Here is a 19,081-nt window from a genome sequence, read left to right on the forward strand (position 1 = left end):
TGGGGATTAAAATGAGTAAAAGCAAAGAAACCCCAATGATGGAACAGTATAATGAAATTAAGGCGCAGTATCCGGATGCGTTTTTATTTTATCGATTGGGTGATTTTTATGAATTGTTCAATGATGATGCGATTCAAGGTTCGCAAATTTTGGAATTAACACTGACGCAACGAAATAAAAACTCTGATCATCCAGTACCGATGGCGGGGGTGCCACATCATGCAGCGCAAAATTATATTGATATTTTGGTTGATAAAGGTTATAAAGTCGCCGTGGTTGAACAGATGGAAGACCCTGCTCAGGCGGAGGGGATGGTTAAACGTGAAGTAGTGCAGCTTGTCACCCCGGGAACACGGATGAGCGAAGGAGGAGAAGCAGCCAAAGAGAACAATTATTTGGTTGCGATTGCGGCAGAAGACGCGCAAAATTATGGCTTCGCGTATACGGATTTGTCAACCGGTGAGTTGAAAACTACAAGATTAACTTCGACGACGGCGGTTTTAAATGAGTTAGCACGTTTAGACGCTAAAGAGGTGGTTTCAGAGCAATTGTTACCGTCTGATTTGGCGGCTTCTTTGACGAACCTCGGGATAATGATGTCGACGCAAATTCTGAGTGAAGAACTTCCGACTGCGCAAAAAAACCTAGTGCAAGATTTGAGTGTCTTAGAAGGGCATGCGGCCTTGTTGTTAATTACTTATCTTTTTTCAACGCAAAAACGTTCTTTAGATCATTTGCAACCCGTCCAGTCATATACGGTGGCGCAATATTTGAAAATGGATCGGAATTCGCGAGCAAACCTTGAATTGACGACTAATTTAAGAACGCAGCAACGGAGTGGAACATTATTATGGCTGTTGGATGAAACACAAACGGCCATGGGAGCGCGCTTGTTGAAGCAGTGGTTGGAACAACCGCTCATTGACCAGGCTAATATCGAAGCCCGTTATGATAAAATTGCGGGACTGATGAGCGATTTTATCATTCACAGTGATTTACAAAAGGGTCTAAAAAGTGTCTATGACCTAGAGCGGTTAGTGGGACGGGTCGCTTATGGCACGGCTAATGGACGTGATTTATTACAAATTCGGAATTCTTTGCGGCAAGTTCCGGTTTTGATTCAAAGTTTGAAACAGTTAGATCCGGCCATTTTTGGTGAGATGATTACCCAACTGGACCCCGTCGCCGATTTGGAACAGTTGATTAGTCAAGCGATTGTTGACGAACCACCTTTGTCAGTTACGGACGGTGGAATTATTCGCGATAGTTATAATGAAACGTTAGATCAATATCGGCATGTGTTGCGGGATGGAAAACAATGGTTAGTTGAATTAGAGCAGGCAGAGCGGGAAGCGACCGGTATCAATAGTTTAAAAATTGGCTATAATAAAGTCTTTGGTTATTATATCGAAATTACAAAAGCCAATATTGCTAAATTGGATTCCGAGCGTTACACGCGCAAACAGACTTTAACCAATGCGGAACGCTTTGTGACCCCTGAGTTAAAAGCGCATGAAGAAGAAATCATGAATGCGGAAACGCATTCGAGTCAGCTTGAATACACGCTCTTTACTGAATTACGAGATGAGATTAAAAATAATATTGAGCGGTTGCAACGATTGGCTAAAAAGCTGGCCGAGCTAGATGTGCTATGTGCTTTGGCGCAAGTGGCGCAAGCAAATCAACTTGTACGCCCGCAATTAAATCGCACCCACACATTAAAAATTACCCAAGGACGGCATCCGGTCGTGGAAAAAGTCTTGGGATATCAAAGTTATGTAGCCAATGATATTGTGATGGATCCCCAACAAATGATTATGTTGATTACGGGACCGAATATGTCTGGAAAATCAACTTACATGCGGCAATTAGCTTTAACGATTATCATGGCGCAAATCGGTTCTTTTGTACCAGCCGCAGCGGCGGAAATTCCCATTTTTGACCAAATTTTCACTCGAATTGGGGCTGCTGACGATTTGATTTCTGGAAATTCGACATTCATGGTCGAAATGGCCGAAGCAAATACCGCATTACAAGACGCGACGGAAGATTCATTAATTTTATTGGATGAATTAGGACGCGGAACTGCTACTTTTGATGGGATGGCACTGGCACAAGCAATTATTGAATATGTGCATCAAAATGTACACGCGAAGACGCTATTCTCAACCCATTATCATGAATTAACGGTTCTAGATGAACAGTTACCACAGCTTTTTAATATGCATGTTGGAGCACATGAAGAGAATGGTCAACTGATTTTCTCGCATCGGATACTACCCGGAGCGGCAGATCAATCCTATGGAATTAATGTGGCTAAGCTAGCAGGGCTGCCAGACAGTTTGACGACACGTGCTAGTGTGATTTTAAAGCAATTAGAACAAGAATCACAACAAAAAGTGGATGCAGACCAAGGAGTCAAGGTGGATGCTTCGAATTCAGATACGGTTGAGGTTTTGGATCTTGTGAAGGAGCAACATCCCGAAGAAAAGAGTAATCAACTGGATTTGTTTGCGCCAGAGGAACCAAATTCACAAGAACGGACGGTTGCGCAACGCGTGCAGAATGTGGACTTAAGTCAAACAACTCCGCTGGAAGCCTTACTTTTGTTAGCAGAGTTGCAAAAAATTAATCCAAAATAAAGTTTTTGATTTCACAATCTGACAAATCTATGCTACACTAAGAATATAAGTTAGATGTCAGATTAAAAGAAGTGAGATATGTCATGAAAAATCAAAAAATTCCAAGGGCTACGGCACGCCGGCTCCCTATTTATTATCGATATTTAAAATTATTGTTAGATGAAGGAACCACCCGAATTTCATCCGTTGATTTAGCAGAAATTGTTAAAATTGATGCAGCGACCATTCGACGTGATTTTTCGTGCTTTGGGGCACTAGGAAAACGAGGCTATGGGTATGAAGTCTCAGAGTTGATTAATTTTTTCTCAGGCGAATTAAATCAAGATACCTTAGCTTCGGTCGCATTGATTGGTTTAGGAAATTTGGGACATGCTTTATTGAACTTTAAGTTTCAAAAGACTTCCAATGTGCGGATCTCAGCGGTGTTTGAAGTTAATCCTGAGTTAATTAATACGATTCAAAATGGCGTTCCCGTTTTTTCCATGGATGAATTGGAAGAACAAATTGCTGAACAGCGGATTGATGTGGCGATGTTGACCGTCCCAGCAGATGCAGCTCAATCAATTGCCGCACGTTTGGAAGATAGCGGGATTAAAGGGATTTTGAACTTTACACCTTTACGGTTGGATGTTTCTAAACAAATTCATGTACAAAATGTTGATTTGACCAATGAATTACAAACATTGTTGTATTTCATTGATAACGATATTAGTAATTAAAAAGAAGACTTGGGCGTTGAAATAGCAACCAAGTCTTTTTCAATAGGCGGTTGCTGTTAGAGAGCTACCCAGAAAAAAGAGGGCAAGATGATAATTTTACAAGCAAGCGATGTGGCTCGCCATTTTAATGGGGTTACATTTTTTGAGCATTTTTCAATGCAAATTCAAGATCGCTCACGTATTGGTTTAGTGGGGCGTAACGGGGCCGGGAAGTCCACCTTATTAAAGATTCTAATTGGAGAAGAAGCTCCGGATGAAGGGGTGGTTTCTGCTAAAAAAGGTTTGAAATTAGCTTACCTGGCCCAAAATTCGGGGATGGATTCGCAATTAAGTGTGTATGAAGAAATGCGGGCTAGTTTTGCCGACGTGATGGCTTTAGAGCAACGAATGCATCAATTGGAAGCACAAATGGCGGCTATTATTGATAATAGTATGCCCGCTGCGCAACAATTATTAGCTGAGTATGATCAGGTACAACATGATTTTACGGAACAAAATGGATATGGTTATGATGCCACTATCCGCGGGGTGTTACATGGATTTGGCTTTGATGAAAGCTTTTATGACCAATTAATCTCGGATTTATCTGGGGGGCAGCGCACGCGATTGGCGATTGCCAAGCAATTGTTAGAGACCCCAGATTTATTGGTTTTGGATGAGCCGACGAATCATTTGGATATGGAAACGCTCGCGTGGTTAGAGAAGTATCTACAAAATTATCAAGGAGCTTTGTTGATTGTCTCACACGATCGGTATTTCTTAGATCGCGTGGTGAATGAAGTTTACGAAATTCAGCAGGGTGCGTTGGAGCATTATTCAGGAAATTATACGAACTACTTAGAACAAAAATCGGCGCGGGTAATGGCTGAGCAACGGGCGTATGATAAACAACAGGAGACGATTGCGAAATTGGAAGATTTTGTTAATCGTAATATTGTGCGAGCGTCAACCACTAAGCGCGCGCAATCACGGCGAAAGCAATTGGAAAAGATGGAAGTGTTGGCACCGCCGAAAAATGACTCAGGGGTAGCGCATATTACGTTTAAAGCTAGAGAAAGTTCTGGAAATGAAGTGTTAGCTGTCCGTGATTTGAGTGTGGGATATCAAAATCAGCGACCTTTAGCGACCAATATTAATTTTAATGTTAAAAAGCAGCATGCGGTGGCACTGGTAGGACCAAATGGAATGGGAAAATCCACCTTGATTAAGGTATTGTTGTCCTTTATTCCACCGTTAGCGGGGACGTTTAAACTTGGTGCTAATGTTTCGGTCGGCTACTATGATCAAGAACAGGCAACTTTGGATGAAAATAAAACGGTCTTAAATTCTGTCTGGGATCTACATCCAACCTGGCCAGAAAAAGATGTACGTTCAATTTTAGGGTCTTTCTTATTTACAGGAGAAGATGTTGATAAGAAGGTCCGATCACTATCTGGTGGCGAACGTGCGCGGTTGCTCTTAACGGTATTATCAATGCAAGAAGATAATTTCTTGATTTTAGACGAACCGACGAACCACTTAGACATTGATTCACGTGAAGTCTTAGAAACAGCCTTGAATGAATATAATGGGACAATTTTCTTTGTTTCTCATGATCGTTACTTTATTAATGAAGTGGCCACTGAAGTATTGGAATTATCCCCAAATGGTGTTCAATTCTTTGACGGAAATTATGATTATTATTTGGAAAAGAAAGCACAACAAGAGGAAGCAGTAGATTCTGGCGAAGTAACCGACACATCGAAAAAGCAAGAACAGCATGGTTATCAGGCCAGTCGGGAGCAGCAAAAAAGTTTGCGTAAGTTAAAGCGGGCTGTCGAAAAGGCTGAGGCGGAGATGGATACATTGACGCAGACCATTGATGATTTAAATCAAGCTCTCAATGCGCCTGAAAACGGTTCGGATTTGGCGAAATTAACGGAATTAAATGATACTTTGGAAGCCAAGCAGGTAGAGCTAGCCCAGGTGGAAGATGATTGGACGAATGCCTCCATGGAGCTAGAAGCTGCACAACAAGAAATGGAGGCGTAGATGGCTACAGTAACACGAGTCACGCAGACGCGCCGCCCAGGACGTTATAATATTTACCTTGATGATGAGTTTGCGTTTGCGGTCGCTGAAAAAATTCTGCTTGATTTTAATTTATTTAAAGGTACAGAGGTGAGTGCAGAGCAGCGAGTTGAGATTGAAACGGCTGAATATGCACAAAAAGCCTATCAAAAAGCGTTAGTGTATGCGACAGGGACGATGCGTTCCGTCCAACAGGTACGGCAAAAATTAAAAGAAGCTGATTTTCCGGATGATGTGATTGAACAAGCGCTTGAGCGTTTGGGGCAAGTTGATATTTTAAATGATCAAAAATTTGCAGAAGAATATGTTTCCACCCAGATGCAGCGCGGCAAGTTAGGCCCAAAAGGGATCGGCTTTAAATTACGGCAGTATGGGGTGGATGCGTTTACGATTGAGGATGCGCTGGTGGTTTATGACGAAGAGACTGAGTATGAAAACTTGATGCAGCAAGTTGAACCGTTATTTGATAAATATCAACGTTCATCGGCATATCTCGCACAACAAAAAGTTAGTAATAAGTTATATCAATCCGGTTTTAATGGACATCTGATTAAACGCGCACTGAGTGATTATTTCGATGAGCATGAGCATGATGATGAGCAAGAGATGGATAATTTTAATCGCGAAATTGAGAAATTAGCCGAGCGCTATGCTGATTATTCTGGTTGGGATTACCAGCAAAAAATGAAGGCTGGGATGTATCGGCGGGGCTTCAATTTAAAACAAGTTGACCGGTGGCTGAAAGAACATTCTTCGTAAACGTGACCGAAATTACGCGAGCACTTTCAAAATATGTTATACTTTTTAAGAAAAAGTTCGTAGCTTCGGCTGAGGAGAATGTGATGCAAGACAAACGGTTACCCCGCGAAGGTGACTATGTAACGATAAAAAGTTATAAACACGACGGCAGCCTCCACCGAACTTGGCGTGAAACGATGATTTTGAAAACGAGCGAAAACGAAATTATCGGAATTAATGACCATACTGTTGTAATTGAAGATGATGGACGTCGTTGGGTCACGCGAGAGCCAGCGATTGTTTACTTTCACCGAAAATATTGGTTCAACATTGTAGCCATGATTCGTGATAATGGGGTGTCGTATTATTGTAATTTAGCGACCCCCTTTGTTTTAGATAAAGAAGCTTTAAAATATATTGATTATGATTTGGATATTAAGGTTTATCCGGATGGAGAGAAGCGGTTATTGGACGCTGATGAGTACCAAGAGCATCGGCAAAAATGGCAATATCCAGACGAAATTGATTATATTTTAAGTGAACACGTTAAAATTTTAGTTGATTGGATTAATCAACAAAAAGGACCGTTTTCAAAAGCATATGTGGATCTATGGTTCCGGCGCTACCAAGAAATTAAGAGCCGTGTCGGTCATCGTTAGATATAATAAAAAAGGTTAGGGCAACCTAACCTTTTTTGATATTTTTAAAAATTTACTGATGAGCATTAATCGATGATTGTTACCCAAGGGAAAGTTGGTTTGATTGCCCCATACAGCGCCTCAGGGTGTGCGTCGCATTGGGCCCAGTTTTGATTACCGTAATCAAAATGCCACCATTCATTAATTAAATTGGTGAACCCAGCTTTATGCATAATATTGTATAGTAGTCGGCGATTATCACGGGCGACAACTTCAGCGGGCGTTAGATTTTCTTTACATTCGAGATAATTTGTTTGTGCGTTTTCCCGAAAATCGTCAAAAGGTGAGGCCATATCAAGCATCAAACCTTGATCATCGGCGATAGTTAAATCAATGGCACCACCAGTGTTATGTGGAGAAGGTTTATACTTATCCCGAGAAGGGGCAGCGACCGTCGTCAAAGTGGCGTCAACAACCTGTTGTTTGGTCCAGTCGGGATTGTTTCTGGAAATTTTACGCTTGAGCGAATGAAAAAGGGCGGCTTGTGTGGTTACTGAGCGCCAAGCGTCAAAAATGACTAGGTGATAATTGTCAGGGAGTAGGCTGGCGGCATAGGCGAGTTGTTTTTGCACTTGCTTGCGCGCGTAAAGTTCTGACATAGCACCAGATAGTCCTTGGATAAAATAAGCTGGTTGGACAATAATCCGCTCAGGGAGGAGTCCTAAGGGCACTAGTGGTTCGTGATTTTCAGTAATGGGACGCGTAAGAGTGGTGCTCCACTCCCATGTAGCAATATCTTTAGGAATAGGTTGATATAATTCTTGGTCCATGAAACCCTCTTTCTGTTTATTTTGTGATATAAGTCCTTTTTCTTATTATACCGAAAATGAATCAGAGCGAACAAGAATCTTCAAAAATTAGTCCATGTTTGAAAACGGCTTAATTGATGGATAATTAAAATCCAAATATTACACAAGCATTTCGCAGCAGTTGCGGGGATGATTTTAGCAAAGAGGTAGCGTAAGCAATATAAATAGTGTTAAAATAACGAATAAGTTTCACATAGTAATAATTTTTAGCACGTGAGGGTAAGAACTGACCTCACCGTGGATTTGAAATTAAGCAAAAATGGAGGTTATATTTTAGATGTCGCAAGATTTTATTCAACCAATTAATCAAACGGTCGCAGCAATGACGATTGATGGCCTAACTGGTTTTCAAAAGCAACTGTCTGGGCTTGACGATTTAGTATACTTAACTTTTGGGGAACCTGGTTTTAATGTGGATGAGCGGATTAAGCAAACCATGATTCAAGCAATCAAAGATAATCATTCACACTATGCCGTAGCTGAAGGTGATTTAGCATTGCGGCAAGCGGCAGTCGATTATTACAATCGGAAGTTTGATTTGCATTTTAATGGTCCGGAAAATGTGATCGTCACTTCTGGGGTGACTGAATCGATTTATGCGTTGTTCCAAACTTTGTTGATGCCGGGTGATGGGGTCTTAATTCCATCCCCAGCTTATCCTCCATATTTTGCAGCAATTAATATTATCGGGGGGGAAATGTTGAAGTTGGACACGACCCCAAACCACTTTAAATTAACGCCCGAAGCGGTGGAAAAAGCTTTGTCTGAGACTGATTTGAAGATTAAAGCCATCCTCTTTAACTACCCAAGTAATCCCACGGGAGTAACTTATACTGAAGATGAACTTAAAGCCTTAGCGGCAGTTTTCAAGAAGTATAAAATTTGGGTGATTTCAGATGAAATTTATGCGGAATTAATATATGATGTTAAGCATGTTTCAATGGTGAATCTGTTGCCAGAACAAACAGTGTTAATTAATGGCTTGTCTAAGTCGCACGCGATGACGGGTTACCGGATTGGCTTTGTCATTGGACCTGAAGCTATTATTAGCGAAGTCGGCAAAGTGCATGACACATTGACTTTCGCGTTGCCACAAGTGACACAAGATGGAGCTCGGGCAGCCTTAACCCTTGCGGCTGATGCACCAGATCAAATGCGTCCAATCTATCAACGGCGCCGCGATTATGTGATGCAACGGATGTCAGCTATGGGCTTTGATGTTGGTAATCCTCAGGGAGCTTTCTATATTTTTGCTAAAATTCCAGAGGACTTTTCAGCCGGTGCAGATGGTTTGAAATTTGCATGGGACTTGGCAGTTGAAGGGGGCGTAGGAGTTGCTCCTGGGGTCGCCTTCTCAGAGGCTACGGCAGAATATATTCGGATTTCTTATGCCGGTGATGATGAAGTCTTAGCGGCTGGAATGGATCGAATGGAAGCCTGGATTGAAAAAAAGCGGGCTGAGTGGGCTTAAAGGAGTCGCTTAGTTAAAGATTGAAGGAGTGCATGATGAATCAGCAAAAAATTTCAACCCAACGCCTGGTTTTGACCGCGTTGTTTATTGCGATTGTCTTGTTACAAAGTATTATCCCTTGGTTAGGGTTTATTCCAATTAACCCGATGGTGCGCGTCACCATTATTCCTTTTACGGTGGCTTTAGGTGCTATGATCTTAGGACCGAAAGTGGGAATGCTGTTGGGCTTGGTGATGGGAGGTTTATCTTTTTACCACGCGTGGACCATTCCGATGGGGATTGGTGCTTTAATGTTTCGTGACCCGTTAGTGGCATTTGTTCCTCGAATGCTGGTGGGACTCATTATTGGTTGGCTTTACTGGCGATATGTGCGCCAGCAACACGGGACTAAGCGCTTAGTCAGCATGTTTATGATGGGGGCGTTAACGGCCCTTATTAATACGGTGTTGGTGATTACGTTGACGTGGATTCATTTCCGGGTCTTTAATACTACGGTAGCAGGGCTTCCTAATAATGTTGGAATTATTTGGATGTTTACTTCTTTAGCTGGGGCGAATGCCTTGTTAGAAATCTTTTTAGACGGAATGTTAGGCCTATTAGTGGGTGGTCCGGTCCTAAAAGCGATTAATAAATTATAAATTTTCTAGAATGTTGATCCCAAGGTGAAAAAAGCCAAGGAATCAGCATTTTTTAGTATAATGGAAACATACTGATATTGTTTAAGGATAAGAGTTTGCTGTTAAGCGGAAGAAAGTGGGGGATTGTGATGTTAAGTGATGTTGAGATTGCACAGAACGCTGAAATTTGGCCGATTGACCGAGTAGCTGAACGGGCGGGATTAACGCCAGATGAATTTGAACCCTATGGACGAGATAAAGCCAAAATTACGCTTCAAAAAAAACGGGCCCGGGGAAAGTTGGTATTGGTGACCGCAATTAGTCCAACTCCAGCAGGCGAGGGAAAATCGACCGTCACGGTGGGGTTAGCTGATGCCATGAATCAAGCGGGTGTTAAAACGATGGTGGCATTACGTGAGCCATCCATGGGACCGGTGATGGGGTTAAAAGGTGGTGCGACCGGCGGCGGAATGGCACAAGTTATTCCGATGGCCGACATTAATTTACATTTTACCGGTGACTTTCATGCTTTAACGAGCGCGCATAATACATTAGCTGCGCTGATTGATAATAGTTTACAGCAAGGTAATCCGTTGCAATTAAATCCACGGCGGATTGTCTGGAAGCGGGTCTTAGATGTGAATGACCGCGCACTCAGACATATTAATATTGGCCTTGGGGGGATGACTTCAGGGATTCCACGCGAAAGTGGGTTTGATATTACCGTCGCTTCCGAATTAATGGCCATTTTGACCTTATCACAGGATTTGATGGATTTACGAACTCGGATTGAACGGATTGTGATAGGTTATACCTATGATAATGAACCGGTTACTGTCGCACAATTAGGTGTAGCTGGAGCGTTAACGGTGATGTTAAAAGACGCCATTAAGCCCAACCTAGTTCAAACCTTAGAACACACTCCCGCTTTAATTCACGGTGGACCGTTTGCCAATATTGCGCAGGGAACTAATTCAGTTTTGGCCACAGATACGGCTTTGCAATTGGCTGATTTTACCATTACCGAAGCTGGTTTTGGCGCTGATTTGGGTGGTGAAAAATTCATGGACATTAAAATTCCGATATTAGGCCAAGCACCTGATGTGGTGGTATTAGTGGCAACAGTGCGGGCCTTAAAGTATAACGGTGGTCAATCACGGGAAAACTTGCAGAATCCTGATTTGAAGGCGCTTCAGGCGGGCTTGAAGAATTTAGCCCGGCATTTGCAAGCTATGCAACGCTACGGTAAGCCTGTATTGGTCGCAATTAATCGGTTTGTGACGGATACTGATGAAGAAGTAGCGTTGATTCAACAATTTGCCGCCCAACATGGTAGTCAAGCTTATGAAACAAATGTTTGGTCCCAGGGGGGGCAAGGGGCGCTCAAATTAGCTCAAGCCGTGCAGGAAGCAGCTGACAATGAGCAAAACTTCCAACCACTGTATCAGGCCGACGACGCTTTTGAGACTAAGTTGCAAAAGATTGTGACTGAAATTTATGGTGGTCGCGGCTACGAATTAGCTCCCAAGGCGCAACAACAATTAGTCACCTTTAAAGCGCATGGTTGGGATAAAATGCCGGTTGTGATGGCCAAGACACAATATTCATTTTCTGATGATGCCAAACAATTGGGCGCTCCGGAAGACTTCATTATTCATATTCGGGAGTTGGAGCTTAAAAATGGTGCAGGCTTCATTGTGGCGTTGACCGGTAATGTTTTAACTATGCCGGGTTTGCCTGAAGTGCCAGCCGCTAATCGGATTGATATTGATGCGCATGGTCGGATTACAGGTTTGGATTAAATGAATGGATATGTGATACATTGTAAGATTTTAAGTGGGGATAGTGAAAGCGGGTTGAATGAAAATGAATTTGGATGAAATAAAAGATTATGTGCAAACAATGACGCGAAATGATGCTTCAGGGCATGATTTTCTACATTTGGAACGGGTTTTAAAAAATGCTGAACAAATCATGCAAAAAATGCCTGATCAAGATTTCGATACTGATGTCGTGCGGATTACGGCGCTATTGCATGATTTAATCGATGATAAATTAATTGATGATGTTAATCAAGCCATTGATGATTTGAGAATTCAGATGCGCGAATGGGGACTTAGCGATGACGAACGGGCAGCGGTCTTAGAGATTATGACGCATATGTCTTACTCGGCAAATTTGGAGCAACATTATACGCTATCTTTAGAAGGTCAAATCGTCCAAGATGCTGATCGCCTTGATGCCATTGGCGCTCTCGGAATTGGTCGGACCTTTATGTACGGAGGGCATGCAGGTAATTTAATGTATAACCCAAATGAAGAAGTACGGACGGATTTAACGCATAATGAGTATCGAAAAAATAGTACCGTCATTAACCATTTTTATGAAAAATTGTTGAAATTAGCTGATTTAATGAATACGGAAAGCGCGAAAAAGATTGCTAAACGACGAACTGCCTTTATGGAATTCTTCCTCGAAGAATTTAAAGCTGAAGTGCGAGGCGAGCGCTAAGCCTTGCTGCTATGCGCTCTGCTTGTTGTTGCACATAAAAAATGGCGAAAAAATTAAAAAAAATTTGAAAAACCAGCCCAGTGTGTTATTATATTAGTTGTAGATTAGCACTAAGAAAAAGAGAGTGCTAAAAAATAAGGAGGAATTCGTATCATGTTGAAGCCATTAGGAGATCGTATTTTGGTCCAAGTTGTTAGCGAAAAGGAACAGACGGTAGGTGGAATCGTGCTTGCTTCGAATGCGCAAGAAAAGTCAGGAACAGGTGAAGTCGTCGCCGTTTCTGAAGTGACTGTGGGCGATTTGAAAGCTCCTCAAGCGGTTAAAGTTGGTGACCAAGTAATGTATGACCAATACGCCGGTAAAGAAATTGAAAATGATGGGCAAAAGTACATCGTCTTACATGAAAAAGATGTAATGGCGGTTATGTAAAATTTTTTTAAAATTGCAATCTTTATAGAAATATTTTAAATGAAGCGAGGAAGAATAAGATGGCTAAAGAATTAAAGTTTTCAGAAGATGCACGTGCAAAGATGCAAGCTGGGGTTGATCAATTAGCTAATACTGTTAAGACAACGATCGGTCCTAAGGGACGCAATGTTGTGATTGAACAAAGTTTTGGAGCTCCAACAATTACCAATGACGGAGTTACAATTGCCAAGTCAATTGACCTCGAAGATCATTTCGAAGATATGGGGGCTAAGTTAGTAGCCGAAGTTGCTTCAAAAACCAATGATATTGCTGGTGATGGAACCACGACTGCTACGGTCTTGGCCCAAGCAATTATTAATGAAGGTTTAAAGAATGTTACGGCTGGAGCTAACCCAGTTGGGGTCCGTCATGGAATTGAGATGGCGACCAATGCAGCAGTTAAGGCTTTGCATGATATGTCAAAGACCGTCTCAACGAAGGAAGAGATTGCGCAAATTGCTTCAATTTCAGCTGCCAGTGAAGAAGTTGGAGCTTTGATTGCGGAAGCGATGGAAAAAGTTGGACATGATGGTGTCATTACGATTGAAGAATCTAAGGGTATTGAGACTACTTCAGATGTGGTTGAGGGGATGCAATTTGATCGTGGATACATGTCACAATACATGGTCACTGATAATGAAAAGATGGAAGCCAACTTAGACAACCCATACATCTTGATTACAGATAAGAAGATTGGAAACGTTCAAGATATCTTGCCTATCTTGCAACAAGTTGTCGAACAAGGACGTGCTTTGATCATCATTGCTGATGATGTGACTGGTGAGACTTTGCCAACGTTGGTCTTGAATAAGATGCGTGGAACCTTCAATGTGGTTGCGGTTAAGGCACCTGGATTTGGAGATCGACGTAAGGAAATGTTAGCTGATATCGCCGTCTTGACGGGTGGAACTGTGATTACTGATGACTTGGGCTTGAATTTGAAGGATGTTACAATTGATAGTTTGGGACAAGCCGCTAAGATTACAGTTACAAAGGATTCAACGACTATCGTTGAAGGCGCTGGGGATAAAGCCCTTTTGGATGAGCGTGTTGGTCTCATCAAGAAGCAAATTGCTGAGACAACTTCTGACTTTGACCGTGAGAAATTGCAAGAGCGTTTGGCTAAGTTGTCTGGTGGTGTGGCTGTGATTAATGTCGGAGCTGCTACTGAAACTGAATTGAAAGAGCGTAAGTACCGGATTGAAGATGCTTTGAACGCAACCAGGGCTGCCGTTGAAGAAGGCTTTGTTGCTGGTGGTGGAACTGCTTTGGTTAATGCTATCCCAGCTGTCCAAGCTTTGGAAGCCACAGGGGATGTTCAAACTGGAATTAACATTGTAGAACGAGCTTTGGAAGCTCCTGTACGTCAAATCGCTGAAAATGCTGGATTAGAAGGTTCAGTGATTGTTAACAAGTTGAAGACACAAGAAATTGGAACTGGTTACAATGCTGCTGATGATTCATGGGTTGATATGATTTCAGCTGGAATCGTTGATCCAACCAAGGTTACACGTTCAGCTTTGCAAAATGCAGCCTCAGTTTCAGCATTGATGTTGACGACTGAAGCAGTTGTAGCTGACATACCAGATGATAACGCCCCTGCAGTCAACCCACAAGCTGGCATGGGTGGAATGATGTAAACTATTAGATAGTTTATCAATGAAATTGATTTAAAATAAGAGGTTAAACAATGATTAGTTGTTTAGCTTCTTTTTTTATGGTTTTAAAACTAAACGGTTCGTCGCTAATTTATGTTAAAATAAAGGTTAAAAGTTTATTAAGATAAAGGTAATTCTCTAAAAAGGATGTATAAGTATGGAACGGACAGGAAATGAGTTAATTGCGACACTCAAGGCTGAGGAGATAGAACATAAGGTATGGACGGCGGCCGACCAGAGTACAGTGCAATTAGATCCGCTGTTTGATTATGTGGAAGAGCAATTACAGGCTAATCAAATGGTCAGTGGCGAAATTATGATTAGTGGAACGGAGCCGATTCATCTAACTTTAGAAAGTAATTTAATTAATTTACCATTACGGTATGTTAATCAAATCAGTAAAATTGTAATTGATGATCCCGCTAAAGAAGTCAACGTGTATATGATTGTTGAACATCCCCATGTGACACGGTCTGGTTTGCGGATTGAATTAGCCGCTTCAGTACAAAGTTATCTGGATGATCCGAATTCAGTTAAAGGTAAAATTGCGCAATTCTTTGATCAAGAACTGGAACGCATTAATAATTACCAAGAGCCAAAACCAGAGCCTGAGTCAGAACCAGAAGCTGTTAAAGTAACGAAAGCGGTGCAAAAAGTTGCTAAGCCGAAAGCGAAAAAGACGACTAAAAAAGCCGCTGTAAAAAAGACGACTAAAGGAGTTTAAGAAGGATGCGGTTAAAAAAAACGAAGTGGACCTTAGCTTTAATTATCAGCAGTCTGATTTTTACAGGGTTGATGCTATGGGTTAAAATTCCGACAGGGATTGCTCATACGCAAATTAATTTAGGAATGGGCTGGTTAGCGGTGGTGACAGCCGCGGGTGGTCCGATTTTAGGGATGTTAGTAGCATTGTTTGGGCATGCTGTTCATGACCTCTATTTTATTGGCAACGCTTGGTGGTCTTGGGTGATTGCGGACGGTTTATTTGGTCTGTTGCTTGGCCTAGCAACACAAAGATTGAAATTAGGACAAGGACAGTTGACGTGGGCTAAAATTTGGCAGTTTAATTTATGGCAATTAGTGGATAATGTTATCGCCTGGATGGTGATTGCACCTTTAGGCGATGTTTTGATTTATGGATCATCCTCAGCAATCGTCTTTAAACAGGGTTGGTATGCGGGGCTTAGTAACTTTTTGGTTATTGCAACTGTGGGAACATGTGGTTTGTGGTTATATCAAAAAATATATCAATGGCGTCAGGTCAAAGACGTTTAGATTAGAGGTGAAGGGGTACGATGGCAGATATTTTAGAGCTTTCAGAAACTTTGGCCAATCAGATTGCGGCCGGTGAAGTCATTGAGCGTCCCGCGTCTGTGGTAAAAGAATTAGTTGAAAATGCGATTGATGCCAAGGCACATACGATTGACGTATTAGTTGAAGCAGCCGGCGTGCAATTGATTGAAGTTATTGATGATGGTTTGGGAATTCCAGCTGATCAGGTAAAAGCCGCTTTTTTGCGGCATGCAACGTCAAAAATTTATGATAAAGGTGATTTATTTAAAATTATGACCTTGGGTTTTCGTGGTGAAGCATTACCCTCAATTGCGTCTGTGGCAGATGTAACACTAGAGACGGCTGTTCCTGATGCTAATCAAGGGGCGTATGTGCAAATTAAAGGAAACGAATGGTTAACGAAACGCAGCGGAAGTGCACGACAAGGTACTGACGTCACCGTTCGTGATTTATTTTATAATACACCGGCGCGCTTAAAATACTTAAAGTCACAGAGTACGGAGATGGCCAAAATTGTTGACATTATTAATCGTTTGGCGTTCAGTTATCCACAAATTGCTTTTCATCTCCAACATAATGGTAAAAAAGTCTTATCGACCCCAGGCAATGGTAACTTACAACAAGTGATTAGTTCGGTGTATGGGGTCAATAATGCGCGTGAAATGCTGGCTGTGGAAGCGCATGATGCAGATTTTAAAGTGCAAGGTTGGATTGCTAAACCCCAAGTGACGCGCTCAAATCGTTCCTATATGACGTTATTAATTAATGGACGTTATGTTAAAAATTATGCTTTGACGAATGCACTTTTGAAAGGGTACGGCACCCGTCTTATGGTCGGTCGTTTTCCTATTTCCGTTTTACAAATTGAAATGGATCCTCGGTTAGTGGATGTAAACGTTCATCCCCAAAAGTTTGAAGTCCGAATTAGTAAAGAAGGCCAATTGGCGGCTTTGCTGGAGCAGATGGTGCAAGCGGCTTTTCAAACAGTGAATCTTATTCCAGATGGGTATGAGAATTTAACTGAAACAATTGCGAATACCGCTAATACGAATGATGAATCAAAGGATGTGGGACCATCAGCGTCCATAAATTTTGTTGATCAATTAAATGCTGCCTCGCAAAAACAAGTCACGTCTCAGTTTACGATGCATGAATCGATTGAGCAGGCCCAGACCCCTTTGACGGCCATCTCTGAGGAAAAGCCCCCCGTGGAAGATATGCAAGTAGCACCAATTACGATTGAAACTAAAGCAGATTTAAAAAGAACCACCGTGCAAGATTTTGCGCACAAATATGAAGGTAATGAAGTGACGCCTTTTGGTCCGCAGAATTCAACTCGTTTGCCAGGACTGCAAACGGCCTTGACGTGGAATGGGACTGCTGATACCAGTGAGCAACCGACAGTTAATTCTGGTTTTCCTAATTTGGAATACATTGGGCAATTTCATGGAACTTTTTTATTTGCGCAAGGGTTGGATGGCTTGTATCTAATTGACCAGCATGCCGCGCAAGAGCGGATTAAATATGAAGCTTTTCATGAACAGCTAGCGCAAACTGGTCTAGAACAACAGAAACTGTTAGTACCTTTAGTTTTTGAATTTTCAACCGCTGAAATGCTGCAATTGGAGGGTGAAAAAGCGCAATTAGAAGAATTAGGGTTACATTTGGAGCCGTTTGGTAAGAACACTTTGATGTTACGTGAACATCCCGGCTGGATGATTGCAGAACAAGAAGAAGCCACCGTGCGTGAAATGTTGGACTGGGTGTTACGCGATGGGCATTTAACATTAGCTGATTTTCGCGAACGGACGGCGATTATGATGGCTTGCAAACGTTCCATTAAGGCCAATTGGAAATTAAATGCTACCGAAGCCCAGGGCTTGCTCGATCAGTTACAGCAAACAAAAAATCCTTATAATTGTCCGCACGGCCGGCCGGTCGTGGTTCATTTGACAGATCGGGATTTGGCAAAGATGTTTAAACGGATTCAAGATAGTCATGAACCCTGGCAAGAATATGACCAACATCCTTTCTAATTTAAAATGGAGAAGAAAATGAATAATAATGATATTGTGATTCGCTTAAAATATGCGTTATCAATTAGCGATCCAGATATGATGAAAATTTTTAATTTTGGTGAATTAAAAGTGGACGCGAGTCGCCTACATCAAATTTTACAAAAGCAAGCCCCAGAAACATCTCGCGATCAAAATTTAACGATGCGTGAATTAGAGCAATTTATGAATGGGTTAATTATTTCGCAACGAGGGGTTAAGCTCAATGCTAATGGCGAGTCGGAGCCTTTGACGTTTGATATGCAAAAAGAAGATGATATTAATAACGTGGTGATGAAAAAACTGAAAATTGCGATGCGTTATACCAGTGAAGATTATCAAAGCTTCTTTAAGACTGCAGGCATTAAGGTTTCAAACGCTGAATTAAGTGCAGTTTTACGTCGGACGGATCATCGAAATTACCGACCTGCGGGGGACCGTTACTTGCGAAACTTATTGAAAGGTATGGGAATGGAGTATCATACTAAAAAGCTAGCCGATTAAAGGAGAACTAAATATGCGGGCACGAATATTATATGCAACTTTGACGGGAAATAATGAAGAAGTCGCCGATGTGATTATGACTGAATTGCAACGCCTTCAAGTTGAAACGACCAAAGAAGACATCACGTATGTCGATGCCTTAGACTTGGATCCGGCCGAACAAGATATTTTAGTGACAGTCGTTTATACCTTTGATTTAGGAACTTTAGCGGATGAGGCACTTGACTTTTATGAAGATTTGCCTGACGCTAATCTAAACCAAGTGGTCTATGGTGTCGCAGGCTCAGGTGATGTTTATTATGGTGACGATTATGGGACGGCTGTAGATTTATTGGAAGCCCAATTTGAAAAGACGGCGGGTATCAAAGGTGCATCAGGGGTGAAAGTTAATTTACGACCAGATGTCCCGGCTGTCGAAGCTTTACAAAAGTTTGCTCAGCAACTTGTTCAAACGGCACAAAAGCGTTAGTGGGCGCTGTATTTGCACGTTTAAATATTTTATAGTAAAATCTAACCTTGTTATTATGAGGAGATATGCCTATAATAAAATTAATAAATCGTTGATAAAGACACGTTATGAATGCTAAAAGAGAGATAGCGAGACTGTGATTGGTGAGAGACAGTCCTCTGAGCGTTGATGATACTACTTTTGATGACAATCTAGAAATAATAGATTGCGTTTCCCGCGTTAAGGGAGTTTGAGTATTCCTTTTTGAGGAATAGAAAACGGGTGGTACCACGTGGAAACGTCCTGTTCTGGCGACATTTGTCAGAATGGGACGCTTTTTTATTTTTCAATGGATTTAACAACGAGTAGGATTCAATAAGA

The 19,081-nt window shown here is 41.8% G+C and carries 17 protein-coding genes; 16 read left to right on the plus strand and 1 reads right to left on the minus strand.

Annotation, left to right across the window (positions count from 1 at the left end):
- The first annotated feature begins 11 nt into the window (after nt 1–11).
- The 5 genes from mutS (at nt 12) to ntdP (ending at nt 6,828) form a co-directional block, all read left to right on the plus strand.
- Nucleotides 12–2,642 carry a DNA mismatch repair protein MutS gene (gene mutS, locus IV73_RS03015; RefSeq protein WP_057754802.1) on the plus strand — a complete coding sequence of 877 codons (2,631 nt, stop codon included), beginning with the start codon at nt 12–14 and terminating at the stop codon, nt 2,640–2,642.
- Nucleotides 2,643–2,725: 83 nt separating this feature from the next.
- Nucleotides 2,726–3,361: a redox-sensing transcriptional repressor Rex gene (locus IV73_RS03020; RefSeq protein WP_057754691.1), complete on the plus strand. Its 636-nt coding sequence runs from the start codon at nt 2,726–2,728 to the stop codon at nt 3,359–3,361.
- 87 nt (nt 3,362–3,448) lie between these two features.
- Entirely contained in the window at nt 3,449–5,392 is a 1,944-nt protein-coding gene (locus IV73_RS03025) for an ATP-binding cassette domain-containing protein (protein WP_057754695.1), read from the plus strand.
- Nucleotides 5,393–6,190, plus strand: coding sequence for a RecX family transcriptional regulator (locus tag IV73_RS03030; protein WP_057754698.1), 798 nt, complete (start codon nt 5,393–5,395; stop codon nt 6,188–6,190).
- Nucleotides 6,191–6,273: 83 nt separating this feature from the next.
- The gene (ntdP, locus tag IV73_RS03035) at nt 6,274–6,828 is read left to right on the plus strand and encodes a nucleoside tri-diphosphate phosphatase (RefSeq protein ID WP_057754701.1); all 555 of its coding nucleotides are present in this window, start codon (nt 6,274–6,276) and stop codon (nt 6,826–6,828) included.
- A 65-nt stretch (nt 6,829–6,893) separates the two neighbouring features.
- On the opposite strand, the gene IV73_RS03040 is transcribed toward ntdP, so the two are convergent.
- Nucleotides 6,894–7,637, minus strand: coding sequence for a M15 family metallopeptidase (locus tag IV73_RS03040; protein ID WP_057754703.1), 744 nt, complete (start codon nt 7,635–7,637; stop codon nt 6,894–6,896).
- A gap of 316 nt (nt 7,638–7,953) precedes the next feature.
- On the opposite strand from IV73_RS03040, the gene IV73_RS03045 reads away from it, so the two are divergent.
- From IV73_RS03045 to IV73_RS03095, 11 genes are all read left to right on the plus strand, one after another.
- Entirely contained in the window at nt 7,954–9,147 is a 1,194-nt protein-coding gene (locus IV73_RS03045) for an aminotransferase class I/II-fold pyridoxal phosphate-dependent enzyme (RefSeq protein ID WP_057754706.1), read from the plus strand.
- A gap of 35 nt (nt 9,148–9,182) precedes the next feature.
- Nucleotides 9,183–9,785 carry an ECF transporter S component gene (locus IV73_RS03050; protein WP_057754709.1) on the plus strand — a complete coding sequence of 201 codons (603 nt, stop codon included), beginning with the start codon at nt 9,183–9,185 and terminating at the stop codon, nt 9,783–9,785.
- 128 nt (nt 9,786–9,913) lie between these two features.
- On the plus strand, nt 9,914–11,566 hold the full coding sequence (locus IV73_RS03055) for a formate--tetrahydrofolate ligase (RefSeq protein WP_057754712.1): 1,653 nt from the start codon (nt 9,914–9,916) through the stop codon (nt 11,564–11,566).
- A 58-nt stretch (nt 11,567–11,624) separates the two neighbouring features.
- Entirely contained in the window at nt 11,625–12,275 is a 651-nt protein-coding gene (locus tag IV73_RS03060) for an HD domain-containing protein (RefSeq protein WP_338063238.1), read from the plus strand.
- A gap of 153 nt (nt 12,276–12,428) precedes the next feature.
- Nucleotides 12,429–12,704: a co-chaperone GroES gene (locus IV73_RS03065; protein WP_057754713.1), complete on the plus strand. Its 276-nt coding sequence runs from the start codon at nt 12,429–12,431 to the stop codon at nt 12,702–12,704.
- Between the two features lie 59 nt (nt 12,705–12,763).
- A complete protein-coding gene (groL, locus tag IV73_RS03070; protein WP_057754714.1) occupies nt 12,764–14,383 on the plus strand; it encodes a chaperonin GroEL in 1,620 nt (539 codons plus the stop codon).
- 175 nt (nt 14,384–14,558) lie between these two features.
- A complete protein-coding gene (locus IV73_RS03075; RefSeq protein ID WP_201781072.1) occupies nt 14,559–15,125 on the plus strand; it encodes a hypothetical protein in 567 nt (188 codons plus the stop codon).
- Nucleotides 15,126–15,130: 5 nt separating this feature from the next.
- Nucleotides 15,131–15,676, plus strand: a complete 546-nt coding sequence (locus IV73_RS03080) for an ECF-type riboflavin transporter substrate-binding protein (protein WP_057754715.1) — start codon at nt 15,131–15,133, stop codon at nt 15,674–15,676.
- Between the two features lie 20 nt (nt 15,677–15,696).
- Complete coding sequence (gene mutL / locus IV73_RS03085) at nt 15,697–17,730, plus strand: DNA mismatch repair endonuclease MutL (protein ID WP_057754716.1); 2,034 nt, start codon at nt 15,697–15,699, stop codon at nt 17,728–17,730.
- An 18-nt stretch (nt 17,731–17,748) separates the two neighbouring features.
- A complete protein-coding gene (locus tag IV73_RS03090) occupies nt 17,749–18,252 on the plus strand; it encodes a YehS family protein (RefSeq protein ID WP_057754717.1) in 504 nt (167 codons plus the stop codon).
- 13 nt (nt 18,253–18,265) lie between these two features.
- Complete coding sequence (locus IV73_RS03095; RefSeq protein ID WP_057754718.1) at nt 18,266–18,721, plus strand: flavodoxin domain-containing protein; 456 nt, start codon at nt 18,266–18,268, stop codon at nt 18,719–18,721.
- Nucleotides 18,722–19,081 lie beyond the last annotated feature (360 nt).

The sequence above is a fragment of the Weissella kandleri genome (assembly GCF_001438705.1).
Classification (GTDB): Bacteria; Bacillota; Bacilli; order Lactobacillales; family Lactobacillaceae; genus Weissella; species Weissella kandleri.